Source organism: Crystallibacter permensis (genome assembly GCF_025960875.1).
Lineage (GTDB): Bacteria > Actinomycetota > Actinomycetes > Actinomycetales > Micrococcaceae > Crystallibacter > Crystallibacter permensis.
This window is the reverse complement of record NZ_JAODLR010000003.1, coordinates 68,274-83,421: the sequence shown is the minus strand read 5'-3', so window position 1 is coordinate 83,421 and position 15,148 is coordinate 68,274. Positions and strand designations below refer to the sequence as shown.

At 66.1% G+C, this 15,148-nt stretch carries 13 protein-coding genes and 2 tRNA genes; 2 read left to right on the top strand and 13 right to left on the bottom strand.

What is annotated here, in order from left to right; translation table 11 throughout:
* Positions 1-12 precede the first annotated feature (12 nt).
* From murA to leuC, 3 genes are all read right to left on the bottom strand, one after another.
* Positions 13-1,329 (bottom strand): UDP-N-acetylglucosamine 1-carboxyvinyltransferase, encoded by a 1,317-nt coding sequence (gene murA, locus B0G38_RS04520; RefSeq protein ID WP_264668343.1) that lies wholly within the window; start codon positions 1,327-1,329, stop codon positions 13-15.
* A gap of 110 nt (positions 1,330-1,439) precedes the next feature.
* Positions 1,440-2,039, bottom strand: a complete 600-nt coding sequence (leuD, locus tag B0G38_RS04515) for a 3-isopropylmalate dehydratase small subunit (RefSeq protein WP_169996262.1) — start codon at positions 2,037-2,039, stop codon at positions 1,440-1,442.
* Positions 2,040-2,063: 24 nt separating this feature from the next.
* Positions 2,064-3,542, bottom strand: a complete 1,479-nt coding sequence (leuC, locus tag B0G38_RS04510) for a 3-isopropylmalate dehydratase large subunit (protein WP_264668342.1) — start codon at positions 3,540-3,542, stop codon at positions 2,064-2,066.
* A 158-nt stretch (positions 3,543-3,700) separates the two neighbouring features.
* Between leuC and B0G38_RS04505 the strand changes: the two genes are divergently transcribed.
* Entirely contained in the window at positions 3,701-4,420 is a 720-nt protein-coding gene (locus B0G38_RS04505) for an IclR family transcriptional regulator (protein ID WP_139006532.1), read from the top strand.
* An 11-nt stretch (positions 4,421-4,431) separates the two neighbouring features.
* Here B0G38_RS04505 and B0G38_RS04500 read toward each other — a convergent pair whose 3' ends face one another.
* Positions 4,432-5,436 carry a thiamine-phosphate kinase gene (locus B0G38_RS04500; RefSeq protein WP_264668341.1) on the bottom strand — a complete coding sequence of 335 codons (1,005 nt, stop codon included), beginning with the start codon at positions 5,434-5,436 and terminating at the stop codon, positions 4,432-4,434.
* 106 nt (positions 5,437-5,542) lie between these two features.
* Between B0G38_RS04500 and B0G38_RS04495 the strand changes: the two genes are divergently transcribed.
* Complete coding sequence (locus B0G38_RS04495; protein WP_264668340.1) at positions 5,543-6,070, top strand: DUF1697 domain-containing protein; 528 nt, start codon at positions 5,543-5,545, stop codon at positions 6,068-6,070.
* A gap of 21 nt (positions 6,071-6,091) precedes the next feature.
* On the opposite strand, the gene B0G38_RS04490 is transcribed toward B0G38_RS04495, so the two are convergent.
* From B0G38_RS04490 to B0G38_RS04450, 9 genes are all read right to left on the bottom strand, one after another.
* Positions 6,092-7,738, bottom strand: coding sequence for a GTPase (locus B0G38_RS04490; protein ID WP_264668339.1), 1,647 nt, complete (start codon positions 7,736-7,738; stop codon positions 6,092-6,094).
* Positions 7,735-9,528: a dynamin family protein gene (locus tag B0G38_RS04485; protein WP_264668552.1), complete on the bottom strand. Its 1,794-nt coding sequence runs from the start codon at positions 9,526-9,528 to the stop codon at positions 7,735-7,737. Before B0G38_RS04485 ends, B0G38_RS04490 begins: the two co-directional genes overlap by 4 nt.
* A 123-nt stretch (positions 9,529-9,651) precedes the next feature.
* A tRNA-Glu gene (locus tag B0G38_RS04480) sits at positions 9,652-9,727 on the bottom strand.
* Between the two features lie 116 nt (positions 9,728-9,843).
* Positions 9,844-9,915 (bottom strand) — tRNA-Gln (locus B0G38_RS04475).
* Between the two features lie 150 nt (positions 9,916-10,065).
* Positions 10,066-11,580 (bottom strand): glutamate--tRNA ligase, encoded by a 1,515-nt coding sequence (gene gltX, locus B0G38_RS04470; RefSeq protein ID WP_264668338.1) that lies wholly within the window; start codon positions 11,578-11,580, stop codon positions 10,066-10,068.
* A 52-nt stretch (positions 11,581-11,632) separates the two neighbouring features.
* Positions 11,633-12,229, bottom strand: coding sequence for a hypothetical protein (locus tag B0G38_RS04465; protein ID WP_264668337.1), 597 nt, complete (start codon positions 12,227-12,229; stop codon positions 11,633-11,635).
* A 12-nt stretch (positions 12,230-12,241) separates the two neighbouring features.
* A complete protein-coding gene (locus B0G38_RS04460) occupies positions 12,242-13,015 on the bottom strand; it encodes a fumarylacetoacetate hydrolase family protein (RefSeq protein WP_264668336.1) in 774 nt (257 codons plus the stop codon).
* Between the two features lie 10 nt (positions 13,016-13,025).
* Positions 13,026-13,829 carry an MBL fold metallo-hydrolase gene (locus tag B0G38_RS04455; protein WP_264668335.1) on the bottom strand — a complete coding sequence of 268 codons (804 nt, stop codon included), beginning with the start codon at positions 13,827-13,829 and terminating at the stop codon, positions 13,026-13,028.
* A gap of 141 nt (positions 13,830-13,970) precedes the next feature.
* Positions 13,971-15,002 carry a M14 family zinc carboxypeptidase gene (locus B0G38_RS04450; protein ID WP_264668334.1) on the bottom strand — a complete coding sequence of 344 codons (1,032 nt, stop codon included), beginning with the start codon at positions 15,000-15,002 and terminating at the stop codon, positions 13,971-13,973.
* Between the last annotated feature and the right edge of the window lie 146 nt (positions 15,003-15,148).

Genomic DNA, 15,148 nt, shown 5'->3' with positions numbered 1-15,148 from the left:
CGTCCCGCCGCTTCAGGCAATGTCGAAGTCCGCGCCGAGGTTTTCCAGTTTGGACTGGAACCGCTCGTAACCCCGGTTGATCAGCTCGATACCGGTCACGCGGGATGTGCCGTTGGCTGCCAGCGCCGCAATCAGGTGGCTGAAGCCGCCGCGCAGATCCGGAATGTCGATGTCCGTGCCCTGCAGCTGGGTGGGCCCCGAGATGACGGCCGAATGCAGGAAATTGCGCTGGCCGAAGCGGCACGGGATGCTGCCCAGGCACTCGCGGTGCACCTGGATGCTGGCGCCCATCCGGATCAGGGCCTGGGTGAAGCCGAAGCGGTTTTCATAGACCGTTTCGTGGACGATGGACACGCCGGCTGCCTGGGTCAGGGCGACCACCAGAGGCTGCTGCCAGTCCGTCATGAAGCCCGGATGCACGTCCGTTTCGAGGACCAGCGGCGAGAGCTTCCCGCCGGTGTGGTAGAAGCGGATGCCTTCGTCGTCGATATCGAAGGCGCCGCCAATTCTGCGGTAGGTGTTCAGGAACGCGGTCAGATCCGGCTGGTTCGCGCCCTCAACATAGATGTCACCCTGGGTGACCAGCGCGGCCGAGGCCCAGGATGCTGCCTCGTTGCGGTCCGCCAGCGCGCGGTGGTTGAAGCCGCTGAGGTGCGGAACGCCCTCGATCCGGATGACCCGGTCAGTCTGCACCGAGATGATGGCGCCCATTTTCTGCAGGACCGCGATCAGGTCCATGATTTCCGGCTCGATCGCCGCCCCGCTGAGCTCGGTGATGCCCTCGGCGCGGGTGGCGGTCAGCAGCACCTGCTCGGTGGCGCCGACACTGGGGTAGGGCAGCGAGAGCTTGGCGCCCTTCAGACCCTTGGGAGCGGAAATGGAGATACCGCCCTCGCGCTTCTCCACCACGGCGCCGAACTGGCGCAGCACCTCCAGGTGGTAGTCGATCGGGCGGTCGCCGATTTTGCAGCCACCCAGGTCAGGGATGAATGCTTCCCCGATGGCATGGATCAGCGGCCCGCAGAAAAGGATCGGGATGCGGGAATCACCGGCATGCGCGTCGATGTCCTTCATCTGGGCCGTCTTGACCTTGGTGGGGTCCAGGGACAGGTCACCGGTGACGGGATCCTTGGTGACCTCGACGCCATGGAGGCGCAGCAGGCTCGTCACTACCTCGACGTCCTTGATCTCCGGAACGTTGCGCAGCAGCGAAGGATCGTTGCCCAGCAGGGAGGCAACCATGGCTTTTGGTACGAGGTTCTTGGCTCCCCGGACGGATACCTTTCCCTTAAGAGGGACTCCTCCGCGGATGGTCAGAACGCTTGCCATATACACCTGTTTCCTCGATCTGCAACGCCTCCAAACTTCGCGAAGGCCTCAGCTAAGCATAGAAGCTACCGTGACCATCCCGAAATAAAGTGCGATTAGCCACGCCGGAGTTATGACCGGGCCGGAAGCGTTTTCGGTTTCCAGGACGGACGGGTTGCCTCGTAGCTGGTGATCTCCTCTTCGTGCTGGAGCGTCAGCCCGATGTCGTCCAGCCCTTCGAGCAGGCGCCAGCGCGTGTAGTCATCGATCTCGAACGGCGCCGTGAGGGTTCCGCAGACCACCGTCTTCGAGTTCAGATCCACCGTGATTTCGGTGCCCGGATGGTTCTCCAGTTCCTTCCAGATCAACTCGATGTCGTCCTGGGCGACCTGCGCGGCCAGCAGGCCCTGCTTGCCCGAGTTGCCCCGGAAGATGTCCGCGAAGCGCGACGAGAGAACCACCCTGAAGCCGTAATCCTTCAGTGCCCATACCGCGTGCTCGCGGGAGGAGCCGGTGCCGAAATCGGAGCCGGCCACCAGCACCGAACCACGGTTGAACGGCTCCTGGTTCAGGATGAAGTCATCCTTCTTCCGCCAGGCCGAAAACAGCGCGTCTTCGAATCCGGTACGGGTGATGCGCTTGAGGTACACGGCAGGAATGATCTGGTCCGTGTCCACATTTGACTGCCGCAGCGGAACGCCGATACCGGTGTGGGTGGTGAATTTTTCCATGGTCATTGTTTCCCCTAATCCGCGTTAAGCTGCGCTGGTTTCGCTCAGGCGGCGAGCCTGGCCCTCGTCAACAGGATCCAAGTCCGACGGCGAACTCAAGGTGCCGCGTACTGCGGTAGCCGCTGCCACCACCGGCGACACGAGGTGTGTGCGGCCGCCCTTGCCCTGGCGCCCCTCGAAGTTGCGGTTGGACGTTGAGGCGCATCGTTCGCCCGGAGCCAGCTGGTCCGGATTCATGCCCAGGCACATGGAGCAGCCGGCGAAGCGCCACTCGGCACCGAAGTCCTTGAAGACTTGGTCCAGGCCCTCGGCCTCGGCCTCCAGCCGGACGCGGGCAGAGCCGGGCACCACCATCATGCGGATGTTCGGGTCCTTGCTGCGGCCGCGGATGATGTCCGCAGCAATGCGCAGGTCCTCGATGCGGCTGTTGGTACAGGACCCTAGGAACACCGTATCCACCCGGATGTCCTTCATCGGCGTGCCGGCCTTGAGATCCATGTAGGTCAGGGCGCGCGCTGCCGAGGCCTTTGCGTTCTCGTCCGCGAAGTCCTCGGGCGAAGGGACGGCCCCGGAGAGGGAGACGCCCTGCCCCGGGTTGGTGCCCCATGTGACGAACGGTTCCAGCGTGTCCGCGTCGAGGAAGACCTCGGCGTCGAATTCGGCGTCGTCCTCGGTGCGCAGTGTCTGCCAGTACTCGACGGCGGCGTCCCAGTCCGCACCCTCGGGTGCGTGCGGCCGGCCCTTCAGGTATTCGAAGGTGGTCTCGTCCGGCGCCACCATGCCGGCGCGGGCACCGGCTTCGATGGACATGTTGCAGATGGTCATCCGCGCTTCCATCGACAGGTCCCGGATGGCCGAGCCGCGGTACTCCAGCACGTAGCCCTGTCCGCCGCCGGTGCCGATCTTGGCGATGACGGCCAGGATGATGTCTTTCGAGGTCACGCCCGGACGCAGGGTGCCCTCGACGTTGATCGCCATGGTCTTGAACGGCTTCAGCGACAGGGTCTGCGTTGCCATGACGTGCTCGACCTCGGAGGTGCCGATGCCGAAGGCCAGCGCGCCGAAGGCGCCGTGCGTGGACGTGTGCGAGTCGCCGCAGACCACGGTGAGGCCCGGCTGGGTTAGCCCCAGCTGGGGGCCGACAACGTGCACAATGCCCTGCTCGGCGTCGCCCAGCGAATGCAGCCGGACGCCGAACTCCTTGCAGTTGGTCCGCAGGGTCTCGATCTGGGTGCGGCTGGTCGGATCCGCGATCGGCTTGTCAATGTCCAGCGTCGGAGTGTTGTGGTCCTCCGTGGCGATGGTCAGATCCGGGCGGCGCAGCGGGCGGCCGGCCAGGCGCAGGCCTTCGAACGCCTGCGGGGACGTGACTTCGTGTACAAGATGGAGATCGATGTAGAGCAGGTCAGGCTGCTGCGCGGCTCCTTCGCCGTCGCCCTTGCGCACCACGTGTGCATTCCACACCTTTTCAGCGAGCGTCTTGCCCGCAGTTGTACCGGCCATAGCCAGCTCCCTCCATCAGTGACAGCGCGGGCCGTTTCAACCGGTATTCGGCTGCCATCGGCGCCCGCAGAAGTATGTACTTCAACTCTCCCAGCCCGCATCGCTGCTCGCTAGTTTTCCGACTTGCATCTCAGATAATGAGACGGCAATATCAACTTATGGACAAATCAAGCGGCGTCGGAGTCATCGATAAGGCAGCCATGGTGCTGGATACGCTGGAGGCCGGGCCCACAACATTAGCCCAGCTGGTGGCCGCTACCGGCCTCGCGAGGCCTACCGTCCACCGCCTGGCGCTGGCCCTGGTCCACCACCGGCTGGTCAGCCGCGACATCCAGGGCCGGTTTGTCCTGGGCAGCCGGCTGGTGGAACTGGCTTCGGCCGCCGGTGAAGACCGACTGATCGCGTCCGCCGGCCCGGTGCTGCTTGCCCTGCGCGATGCCACCGGCGAGAGCGCGCAGGTCTTCCGCCGGCAGGGCGAATGGCGTGTGTGCGTGGCCTCGGCGGAGCGGCCGATCGGCCTGCGCGACACCATCCCGGTAGGCACCCAGCTCTCCATGAAGGCCGGCTCGGCCGCCCAGGTCCTGCTGGCGTGGGAGGACCATGAACGCCTCCTGGAGGGGCTGAAGAACGCCCGCTTTACGCCGACGGTACTCGCCGGAGTCCGTCGCCGTGGTTGGGGCCAGAGCCTGGGCGAGCGGGAACCCGGCGTCGCCTCCGTTTCCGCGCCCGTGCGAGGGCCCTCCGGCCGGGTGATAGCAGCAGTCTCCATTTCCGGCCCGATCGAACGGCTCAGCCGCCAGCCCGGCCGCATCCACGCAGAAGTGGTAGTCCAGGCCGCACAGCAGTTGACCGACGCGCTGCGCAAGACCACCGACTGAACACGCCGGGATCAACCCCTGAAATGATCCCAGCCGAGCACGTCCGGCACCTCGCCGTCCACGGTCACCTCGGCGGCACCGGCTGCCGCTTCGGCAACGCTCCCGATGTGCACGAACCCCTCGGGCAGCCCCGCGCCGGGCGGGAAAACCGCGAGCAGCCCGTGGTCCTCTCCCCCGCCCAGCACCCAGTGCCGCGGATCCGCGTCCAGCATGCGCGCCGCCTGCCGAAGCGGGACCTCGAAATGGTCCAGCCGCTGGTAGTCAAGGGCCAAGGCGGCGCCGCTCGCCCGGGCCAGCCGCCCGGCGTCGCGGATCAGTCCGTCGGAGATGTCCATCATGGCGTGCGCGCCGGCTTGCGCAGCCCGCGGCCCCAGTGCCAGCGGCGGCAACGGCCGTGACTGCGCGGTGGCCAGAGCCTGCAGCTCGGGCGGCATCCCGCCGTAACCCGAAGTTCCCTCAAGCAGCGCCAGTCCGGCGGCCGCCCTGCCCAACGATCCGCCGACGGCCACCAGGTCTCCCGCTCGCGCCCCGGACCGCAGAACCGGTGCCCTGCCCTGCAGATCCCCGGTAACCGCTGCCGTGACCACCAGGACGGCGCCCCGGCCCAGGTCGCCGCCCACCACGGCGCACCGCTCCGCGCCCAGTTCATGCAGCGCCGTGCGGAGTCCGTCCGCCATGTCCTCCACCCAGCGCACCGGTGTGTCCCCGGGCAGGGTCAGGCTGATGACCAGCGACGTGGGCACGGCACCCATGGCATTGATGTCCGATACGTTCTGCGCAGCGCATTTCCACCCGACGTCGAACCCTGAAGTCCGGTAGCCGCTGGCCCATTCGAGCCGGAAGTCCTGGTCCTGGACCAGGGTGTCGATGGAGATCACGGTACGCCCGTCGGGAGCCTCGATCACCGCGGCATCGTCCCCGGGGCCCACCGGCACGTCGGCAGTACCCAGCCGCGGGAAAATCCGTTCCAGGACGGCCCGCTCGTCCAGTTGAGCCACCGTGAGATGTTCCGCCACTTCTCCGCTTCCCCGTTCCGGCCCCGGAAATTCCTGCGCGGCCTTGTTTGCGTTTGGTCCTGACTAGATCATTCACTACCGCCGCGCCAACCGGTAATCTGCACCCATGACCACCTATGCCATCTTCCTGCGCGGAATCAACGTCGTCGGCATCAACATCAAGATGGCGGAGCTGAAGGCGGCCATGGCCGAGCTGCCCCTCCACGATGTAAGGACCCTGCTGGCCAGCGGCAACATCGTGTGCGCCAGCGATTGCTCGGCCGAAGAGGTGAAGCAACTGGTCGAGGCGAAACTGCGCGAGCGTTTCGGCTACGACGCCTGGGTCGTGGTGCTCAGTACTGAGCGGCTGCACGAACTGGTGGCGGCCTGCCCCTACCCGGCCGACAACGCCGGCGTCCACGCCTACGTCACCGTCACGTCGGATCCGGCCGAGCTGCAGGAACTGCACAAGGCCGCCGCTGCCGCAGAAGGGGACGGCATCCTGCTGGGGCCCGAAGCGATGGCCTGGACGGCGGCCAAGGGCGGCACGCTGGACAGCCCGGTGAACAAGCTGGTGGCACACAAGAGATTCAAAAGTACGACGACGACACGCAACCTCCGTACGATGCTCAAGGTTCTGGCCGCCGCCGGCTAGCAAGAGCTGCCCTCGGCCCCGCTAGCCCGTGCCGCCGCGCGCGGCCGCCAGGGCCTCCCGGAAGCTGTTGTACCGGCGGATCTCTTCCTCCACCGGGACCACCACTTTCCTCTCGGCCACTTGAGCCACCGCGGACCGCAGCCGCCGTCGTGCTTTGGCTGCCCTTGTGGCCGCTGCCACCCGGGCCACCAGGCCCGAAGCCAGCCCCAGCACAATGCCAAGCAGCACGCCGGCCGCCAGCAGGAGCGTGGGCAGGGGGAAGCCCTCGACCCGCGGCGCCGGAGGTACGTCGAACTGGAAGTAGCCCATGACGGCCAGTCCCAGGAGCCAGAGCGCGCCGGCTGCCGCCGCGGCCAGGGCGATCCACTGGAGAATGCCGGTCACCGGCCACCACCACGACTTCCGGTTTGAGCCCAGGTCCGTACCGGCGATGGCTTGGTCGAGCGCATCGGGCAGCTCGGGTGCACTGGCACGGGCCACCCTGCGGATGGAGCCGCGCCACACTTCCGGTGCCCGGCCGGCGGCCGCATCGGCGAAGGTCCTGACCGCGGAATCCGACTGTGCCCGCTGGGCGGGGCCGGGCTCAGGCAGGGAAGACCGGTTGACCGCGGGATTGACGTCCCGGCGGTCGAGGTTGAGCCGCTTCAACGGATCGCGGCGGAGTTTGCCCAGCCACCGGGTGACCGGCCAGCCGGTGTTGGCATGCGACTGCCTGCGGTAGGACTTGCGTACCGCGTCCGCCACCACGTCCACGCTCGCCGACTGGGCCAGGTGCTCCGAGAGAGTCTGCTTGGCTTCCTTCGGCACGGCCGGCAGTGCCGGGCCGGACGAGCCGTCCGCCAGTGCGGCGGCAGAAGCGTCGATATCGGCCAGGAGGCGTTCGGTGCTGGCGCGGCGCCGGTCCACCACGGTGCGGATGGCCGTGCGCAGTTCTTCGATTCCCGCGCCGGTCATCGCGGAGGCCGGGTAGACCGCCACACCGTCGAGTCCGTCCTGCGCCAGAATCTGCTTCAGCGAGTCCAGCACCGGCCGGACCTCCCGCGTGGCCAGCCGGTCAATCTGGTTGAGCACCACCATGGTGACCGCTCCGTAGGAGGCAAGCGGGCGCAGGAAGCCCTGGTGCAGGGCGGCATCGGCATATTTCTGCGGGTCAAGCACCCACACGAGGACGTCTACCTGGCCGGCAAGGCGCTCCACGATCTGCCGGTGTTCGACGGCGGTGGAGTCAAAGTCAGGAAGATCAAGCAGGATCAGTCCGCCGTAGCCGTCCTCGCCGGCATGGTCCTGGCGGCTGCTCGCCGGAGGAGCGTCCATCAGGTGCCGTTTTTTGACCTGAAGCCAATCGAGCAGCGGCTCGCTTCCGGCTGGATTCCAGACGCCTGCCAACGGCTCGGAAGTCGTCGGGCGGCGGGCGGCAGCGGTCGCTACTTCCTGTCCGGCAACCGCGTTGAACAGCGATGACTTGCCGCTGCCCGTGGCACCGAAGAAACCGACCACGGTGTGTTCGGCCGACAACGAGCGCCGTGTACTGGCCCGGCTCAGCACCTCCGTGACGGGTGCCAGCGTCTCATCGGGCAGGCGTTCCTCGGCAAGTTCGCGCGCCGTATTCAGGGCCTCCAGCCGGCTGCGCAGCGGCGAGCGTTCCTTCTCTCCCCGGTGCCGGCTCATGCCGCGCCCTCCGCTCCGGTCCGTCGGGCCAGCGCGGACAGCTGCGCCGCCTGTCCGCGCAGTCCGGCGGCCAGCGCCGCGGCGTCCTCGTCATCGATCAGGGACAGGAAACGCGTTGCTTCCTCACGCATCAGGTTTTCCGTCCGTTCCCTCAGCCCTTCCCGCGCCTTGCGGGCGAGACGGCGGACCGCGTCCTCACCGAAAACGGCCTCCAGCAGTTTTTGCCCGACCACGGCTGTTCCGCCGGCAACGCCGATCTCGATGCCGGTCAAGCCCCCGGTGGCGGCGAAGACCACAACCATCAACGCCACGCCCAGACCGTTCACGCCGAAGGAAAGCATCCTGGCGGTCAGCCTCTTGCTGGCGCCCTCCGTCTGGATCATCGCCAGCAGGTCACCCTGCCAGGCGCGGATTTCGGCCGAAGCCTTGTCGCTGAAACCGTCGCTGACGGTAGACATATCCTTGCTGCCCAGCAGCTGCCGCCCTGCCGGATCGTTGCGCCACCGTGCATCGGCGTCCTCGGCGCCCTTGGCTGCCTCGTCCACGATCACGGCCTGCAGTCCCGATTCGATTGCGGCCTCAACGGTGACCGAGGGTGCCGGCTTACCGCTGAAAAAGGCACCGATCCGGTCCCGCAACCGGCCCACCCCGCTCTCGATCGAGCGGAAGAACTCACCTGTTCCCACGAAGTCCTGCCAGCGGGCCAGCACCTCGCCGCGCAGCAGCGTGCCGTCCTGGGTGGAGTCGAGCGTCCGCCGGGCTGCACTGTTATAGGCGTCCAGCACGTCGTCACGCAGCCTGGCCGCCGCGACGGACTGGGCGTCCAGCGCATCCGCCACCGACGCGGTCGTGGCGGCCAACGATGCCACTGCCCCGCTGAGGGTCCGCCGCGCGATGGCGGCCCTGCCCGCGGCATCTGCGGAAATCTCCAGCAGCCAGCCGCGGATGTCCGTCACTGCAGCATGCGGCAGCATCCCCAGCTCGTCCAGGGGCGACTCGGGGACGACGAAGAGCCGCGCGTTGCCCAATCCTTCGCGGTTCAGGAGCCCTGCAAGGTCCGCCTGGACCTCGTCCACGACGCCGGCCGGAACGCGGTCCAGCACGACGGCGACGAGGATGTCCCGCCCGGCGGCTTCCAGCAGCAGCTTCCACGGCACGGCGTCCGCATAGCGGTTGGCAGTGGTCACGAACAGCCACAGGTCTGCCGCCGACAGCAGCTGCCCGGCCAGCTTGCGGTTATCGTCCGAAATAGAGTCAACGTCGGGTGCGTCCAGCAGGGCGATGCCGGGCGGGATCGTGGTTTCCGAGACGAGGACCAGGGAGGACATGGCGCGCGGATCCGGGTCGGCACCGGCCCGCTCCGCCGGCAGTGCACCGGCAGTCTCCGCAGCTGAGGTGATGCGGTTCAGGGCGGGCAGGATGCGCTGGTCCGCAAACCATGAACGGTCACGCGGGTTGTGCAGCAGGATAGGTTGGCGCGTGGTCGGCCTGATGGCACCCGTGCGGGTGACCGGGCGGCCTGCCAGCGCGTTGACCAGCGTTGATTTGCCGGCGCCGGTGGATCCGCCAACGACTGCCAGCAGTGGCGCGTCCAGGCTGCGGTAGCGCGGCAGGACATAGTCCTCCAGCTGGTCGAGCGCTGCGTGGATATCCTGGCGGGCCTGTGCGGCTCCGGGCAGATGAAGCGGAAGCGTCAGCCCGCCGAGCGCATCGCGGACCGCCTCCGCCAGTGCCAACCCGTCGGAGGCATGCTCCGGGCGCCTCTCTGTTGTACCTGTCACAGATTCCATCATGCCAGCACTCCGTGGGCTGTTGCCGCTGACATGGGAATACTGCGATAAAGAGTTGGCGGAACAGGACCGGAACGTGACATGAAAAAACCGGTCCCGGACAAGATGTCCGGGACCGGTTATTGGTGACCCCAGCGGGATTCGAACCCGCGTTACCGCCGTGAGAGGGCGGCGTACTAGGCCGCTATACGATGGGGCCTTGCACTTTTTATCGGCTTCCGCCGATCGAGCTTCATGAGTATTTCACACACTTTGCCCGGCTGCCAAATTCATTATTTGGCCGGATTTGCGCGCTAAACAACGCAATCCTTAGCGCTGGGATACCAGGACTCGAACCTAGAATGACGGTACCAGAAACCGTTGTGTTGCCAATTACACCATATCCCAAAGGTACTTTCGGGCCTTGCGGGAAGCTTCTTGCTTGCTTCCTCAGCGCCTCAGCACGAGTAATTACTTTACCGGAGGTCCCCCGTTTACACAAAACGGTTTGCCGGTTACCTGCTGAGGCGTCCGTCACATCGCCCGAAAGTGCCTGTTCTAGGCGTTCTGGAAAGCCTTGATGCGGGCCAGCGAGGAGTTCTTGCCGAGGATGACCATGGACTCGAACAACGGCGGGGAAATCCGGCGGCCGGAAACAGCGGTCCGGACCGGTCCGAAGGCCAGCCGCGGCTTGAGCCCGAGTTCTTCCACCAGCGCGGTACGCAGCGCAGTCTGGATGTTCTCCGCGGTCCACTCCTCGATTGGCTCCAAGGCAGCCAGCGCCGCGTCCAGGACTTCGGCCAGATTTTCCGGCAGTCCCTTGCGGGCGTCATCCGCGATGTCGATTTCGTCGTCCTTCTTGAACAGGAAGGCGATCATGTCCGGGGCCTCCCCCAGCAAGGTGATGCGTTCCTGGATCAGCGGGGCGGCTTCGGCCAGAACCATGTGGTCCCGCTCGGTGAGGGTCTCCCCAATCAGGGAGGCATGCTGCAGGTACGGGACCAGACGCAGCCTGAAGTCCCCCGGTTCCAGCAGCCGCACGTGGGTTCCGTTGATGGCCTCGGCCTTCTTCAGGTCGAAGCGCGCAGGGTTGGAGAGCACATCGTGGATGTCGAAGTTCTCCACCAACTGGTCCACCGTGAAGATGTCTTCGTCCGCGGACAGGCTCCAGCCCAGCAGCGACAGGTAGTTCAGCAGCCCCTCGCGGATGAAGCCGCGTTCGCGGTGCAGGAAGAGGTTGGACTCCGGATCACGCTTGGATAGCTTTTTGTTGCCCTGGCCCATGACATAGGGCAGGTGGCCGAACAGCGGCATGTAGCGCGCCACGCCGATGTCCACCAGCGCCCTGTACAGGGCGATCTGGCGCGGCGTGGAGGAGAGCAGATCCTCGCCGCGCAGGACATGGGTGATGCCCATCAACGCATCATCCACCGGGTTCACCAGTGTGTAGAGGGGCTTGCCATTGGCGCGGACAACGACGAAGTCCGGTACGGTCCCGGCCTTGAACGTGATTTCGCCCCGGACCAGATCGTTAAAGGTCAGGTCCTCGTCCGGCATCCGCACACGCAGCACGGGCTCGCGTCCCTCTGCCTTGAACGCGGCGACCTGTTCCTCGGTCAGGTCCCGGTCGAAGTTGTCGTAACCGAGTTTGGCGTCGCGGTCGGCGGCCTTGTGCCGGGACTCGACCTCTTCCGGCGTCGAGTAGGACTCATAGATGTGGCCGGCTTCCTTCAGCTTGCTGATGACATCCTGGTAGATGTCGGCACGCTGGGACTGGCGGTAGGGCTCGTGCGGACCGCCGACTTCGACGCCCTCGTCCCAGGTGATCCCGAGCCACTTCATCGCTTCCAGCAACTGCTGGTAGCTTTCCTCGCTGTCGCGGGCGGCGTCCGTGTCTTCGATCCGGAAGACCATGGTGCCGCCGGTGTGCCGGGCATAGGCCCAGTTGAACAGGGCGGTGCGGATGAGGCCGACGTGCGGGGTTCCCGTGGGCGACGGGCAGAACCGTACCCGGACGGGTGTTTCGGCATCGACAGTGGGCAGGTCAGCGGGAAGCGCAGATGCATTAGTCATGATGGACACCAGTTTAGCCCGTGCAGGAACGCCGCCTCCGGCACACCCGACGCTAGGGCACTGCCTGCTCAAGAAGAGCGTAGATTCCGCCGCAGACCGCCGCTCCGGCCAGCGCCGAAACCACGAAACGCCCGGCCCGCCGGGGTCGCAGAGCCGTCTGGGCCCAGACGCCGAGGGCGAGGAGCGCAGCCCCGATCAGGCCGGGCATTCCAGCCATCAGGACCAGGATGACCGCGGCTCCGCCATAGGTCATGCAGGTCCAATCCGGGCCGGCTCGGTGGAAGATCAGCAGCAGGGCAAAGCCGCCGTAGATGGCGAAGATTACGGCGGCCAGACCCAGCGGACCGTTCAGCCACTGGATGGCACGCAGTGTCCCGTACATCAACACCCCGGTGCAGATCATCAGCGGGCCTAAGCCGAGCCGTTTAATGCCCCGGTGCAGGTCCCCTCGCTTGTCCAGCCACGTGACGATGGCCCACGGCACGAGACAGAGCAGGAACGCCGCCCCGGCTCCCCACCAGGCCAGCCGGCCGAGACCGTACTCGAGCACAGGGCTCAAGATCAGGACCACGGCCCAGACGACGGCGGGCGGCAGCATCGCTGTGATGGTGCGGGCAGCGGCCGGGCCGCGTGGCGCCGTCGTCGTCATCGTGCGTATCGGCTAGCGGCGCGCGGTGTTGGACAGCCGTCCGATGCCCTCGATCTCGACCTCGTACCGCTGCCCGGCCTCGATCGTCCCGACGCCGGCCGGGGTGCCGGTCATGATGATGTCGCCCGGCAGCAGGGTGAAGGCCTGGGAGACGTAGGAGACGAGCTCCTTGACGCTCCAGATCATCTGGGCCGTGTTGCCATCCTGCTTCAGTTCGCCGTCGAGCCACCCCTTGACCGCAAGGTCTTCGGTGTCCAGTTCGGTCTCGATCCACGGTCCGATCGGCGCCGAGCCGTCGAAGCCCTTGGCGCGGGCCCACTGGTTGTCCGTGCGCTGGGCATCGCGGGCGGTCAGGTCGTTGCCGCAGGTGTAGCCGAAGATCACGTCGTCGACCCGCTCGGCGGGGACGTCCTTGCAGATGCGGCCGATCACTACACACAGCTCTGCCTCGTAGGACACCTCTTCGGAGAATTCCGGCAGCACCATCGGCTCATTCGGACCGATGACCGAGGTGTTGGGCTTCAGGAACATCAGCGGTGCGGCCGGGGTTTCGTTGCCCATTTCCTTGATGTGTTCGGCGTAGTTGCGGCCGATGCCGACCACCTTGCTGCGCGGAATAATGGGGGCCAGCAGCCGCACGTCCTCGAGCTTGTGGCGGGCGCCGGTGAGCTGGATTCCGGAGAAGAACGGGTCACCGGCGATGACCGCAACCTCTTCATTTCCTTCGTCACCTTCGACGATGCCGAAAGCAGGGTCAGAGTCAAGTACAAATCGGGCGATACGCATAGGAACTACCCTATCGGCTCGGGCGCTGGTTTCCGGAGCGCAGATAATCCAGCTGTGCCGCGACGGATGCTTCGGCGGCCCCGCGCACGGACGGATCGACGTCGTTGTAGACGTGGTCGGTGACCGCGCCGACGCCGGCTTGCTCGCCGAGTTCTTTCAGGGCGGCGCGGATCTGGTCCAGCCGCAGCTGGCGGTGCTCCGCATATTCGCGGCAGATGGCTGAGAGATCAGGCAGGAGAGGGCCATGGGCCGGCAGGACTTTCGCCGGGCCGAGCGCGGCCAGTTTCTCCAGTGATTCAAGATAAGGTCCCAGCCTCCCGTCCGGGTAGGCGATGATGGTTGTCCCCCGGCCCAAAATGGTGTCGCCGGTCAGCACGGACCCGTCCGGACCGTCCTCGGGAAGGTGGAAAGACACGGAGTCTGCCGTGTGCCCGGGAGTGGCGAGAACCGAGATGTCCACGCCGGCGGCGCGGATGGTTTCGCCGTCGGTGAGCGGATCGCCGCCATGGCACTGCGCCTGGTCCAAGGCGCGCACGGGTGCTCCGGTCAGCTCGCGGAAGCGGGTACTGGCCTCGGTGTGGTCGATGTGGTGGTGCGTAATCAGTACCAGCTCGACATTGCCGGCGGCGGCCAGTTCCTGCAGGTGCGTCTCGTCGAGCGGCCCCGGATCCACGACGACGACGCCCGGCTCGCCCGGAGCACTGATCAGGTAGGACTGGGTCCCCTCCAGGCTCATCGGCCCCGGATTCGGCGCCAGCCGGTAGCGCGTGAGCGTGCTGCTGCGGACCAGGTTCGGATTCGATGCTGCGTTCACGTCCCTATCCTTGCATCCCGGGCACCGGAACCGGGATTTCCGACGGGATCAAGGAACGAGGAGCAACGACGGCGGTGACCGGCTCCCACAAGCCGGGCACCGCCGTCGGACTTTACGATGTTGCCTACATGCCGGCCGGGGTTACTCGCTGCGGGTGTTCTGCTCGGCGAGTGAATCCCAGAAGGAGGTGTCCGCATCGTCGATGGAGCGGTCCGAAATGGCTCGGACGGCAGCGTCGAGCGTGGTCACGGTCTGCTTGATCAAGTAGCCGTTCGACTTCTGGCCCAGCACGTAGTCCTCGTAGAAGTGATCGCTCATGCCGCGCATCTCGAACAGCAGCGTAGAGATGCCGTATTCGACGGCGATGCCGTTGCGGCTGATGGTCTCGGCGGTCCCGCCGACGTACTTGCCCAAGTGGCCCCAGCCCGTGGAGTCGACGGCGTTGAAGACGACGGCGCCAAGCTTCTTCGAGCCTTCCAGCACGTCCGCATCCACGTTCTCTGTGGTCGGGTACAGGATGGAGCCGGACACGAGCTGCCCGTCACGTTCACTTTGGGCACCCTGGTGGTGCAGGTCGATCATGTAGTCGATGTTGTACTTGCCCAGGACATTGTCGTGCAGGGCCTGGGTTTCCGGCTGGATCCTGGTGATGTGATCCCTGTTGATGTCCGCTTCATTGGCGTTGTAGCGGGTCAGATGTCGGTCTCCGGCGGCAATGTAATCGTCCAGCGGAAAGTTGACGTCCCCCATGGCACCGTCCGCGTTGAGCATCGGCACGATCAGGACATTGACCCCGTCCAGCACGCCCTTGGTCTTGCCCGTGCCCAGATGCTTGATGAATTCCAGGGCGCCTTCCGTGGTCAGCTGCTCGTTGCCATGCTGCTGCGTGAGGAAGAGGACCGTGGGGTTCTCCGGGTTGGTGATGTACTTCGCCAGGAAGATGTCGCGGCCCTTGACGGTCTGGCCGATGACGTCAACGTCCAGCCGGGGCTGTTTGGCGTCCTGCACCTTGAGCTCAGCCGCCAGTTCCTCATAGGTATGGAGAATGGAAGTGTTAACGGTTTCGTTGCCCCCGTAGTTAGGCCCTTCGCCGGCTGCTACCGCGGCGGGTGCAGTGACGGCGGTCAGGGCGAGGGCTCCGGCTAGGGCTGCTGCGGCAAGTGGTTTTCTCACGGACGAGGTTCCTCCTGGTTCGATGTGCGGGTGATGTTTGCAAGCTATCCGCCCACGCCGCGGAGCGGTAGGTTAAACGATCAAAACCGCCCCTCCAGACCCAAATCTCCTCAACGCCAGGGGCGCATGCAAAGCAAAGGGCCCCG

Coding starts and splice junctions, on each gene's coding strand:
- B0G38_RS04495 (WP_264668340.1), top strand. CDS start 5,543: ATGACCACCTATGCCATCTTCCTGCGCGGAATCAACGTCGTCGGCATC.
- leuD (WP_169996262.1), bottom strand. CDS start 2,039: ATGGAAAAATTCACCACCCACACCGGTATCGGCGTTCCGCTGCGGCAG.
- B0G38_RS04460 (WP_264668336.1), bottom strand. CDS start 13,015: ATGCGTATCGCCCGATTTGTACTTGACTCTGACCCTGCTTTCGGCATC.
- B0G38_RS04505 (WP_139006532.1), top strand. CDS start 3,701: ATGGACAAATCAAGCGGCGTCGGAGTCATCGATAAGGCAGCCATGGTG.
- B0G38_RS04485 (WP_264668552.1), bottom strand. CDS start 9,528: ATGGAATCTGTGACAGGTACAACAGAGAGGCGCCCGGAGCATGCCTCC.
- B0G38_RS04490 (WP_264668339.1), bottom strand. CDS start 7,738: ATGAGCCGGCACCGGGGAGAGAAGGAACGCTCGCCGCTGCGCAGCCGG.
- B0G38_RS04465 (WP_264668337.1), bottom strand. CDS start 12,229: ATGACGACGACGGCGCCACGCGGCCCGGCCGCTGCCCGCACCATCACA.
- gltX (WP_264668338.1), bottom strand. CDS start 11,580: ATGACTAATGCATCTGCGCTTCCCGCTGACCTGCCCACTGTCGATGCC.
- murA (WP_264668343.1), bottom strand. CDS start 1,329: ATGGCAAGCGTTCTGACCATCCGCGGAGGAGTCCCTCTTAAGGGAAAG.
- leuC (WP_264668342.1), bottom strand. CDS start 3,542: ATGGCCGGTACAACTGCGGGCAAGACGCTCGCTGAAAAGGTGTGGAAT.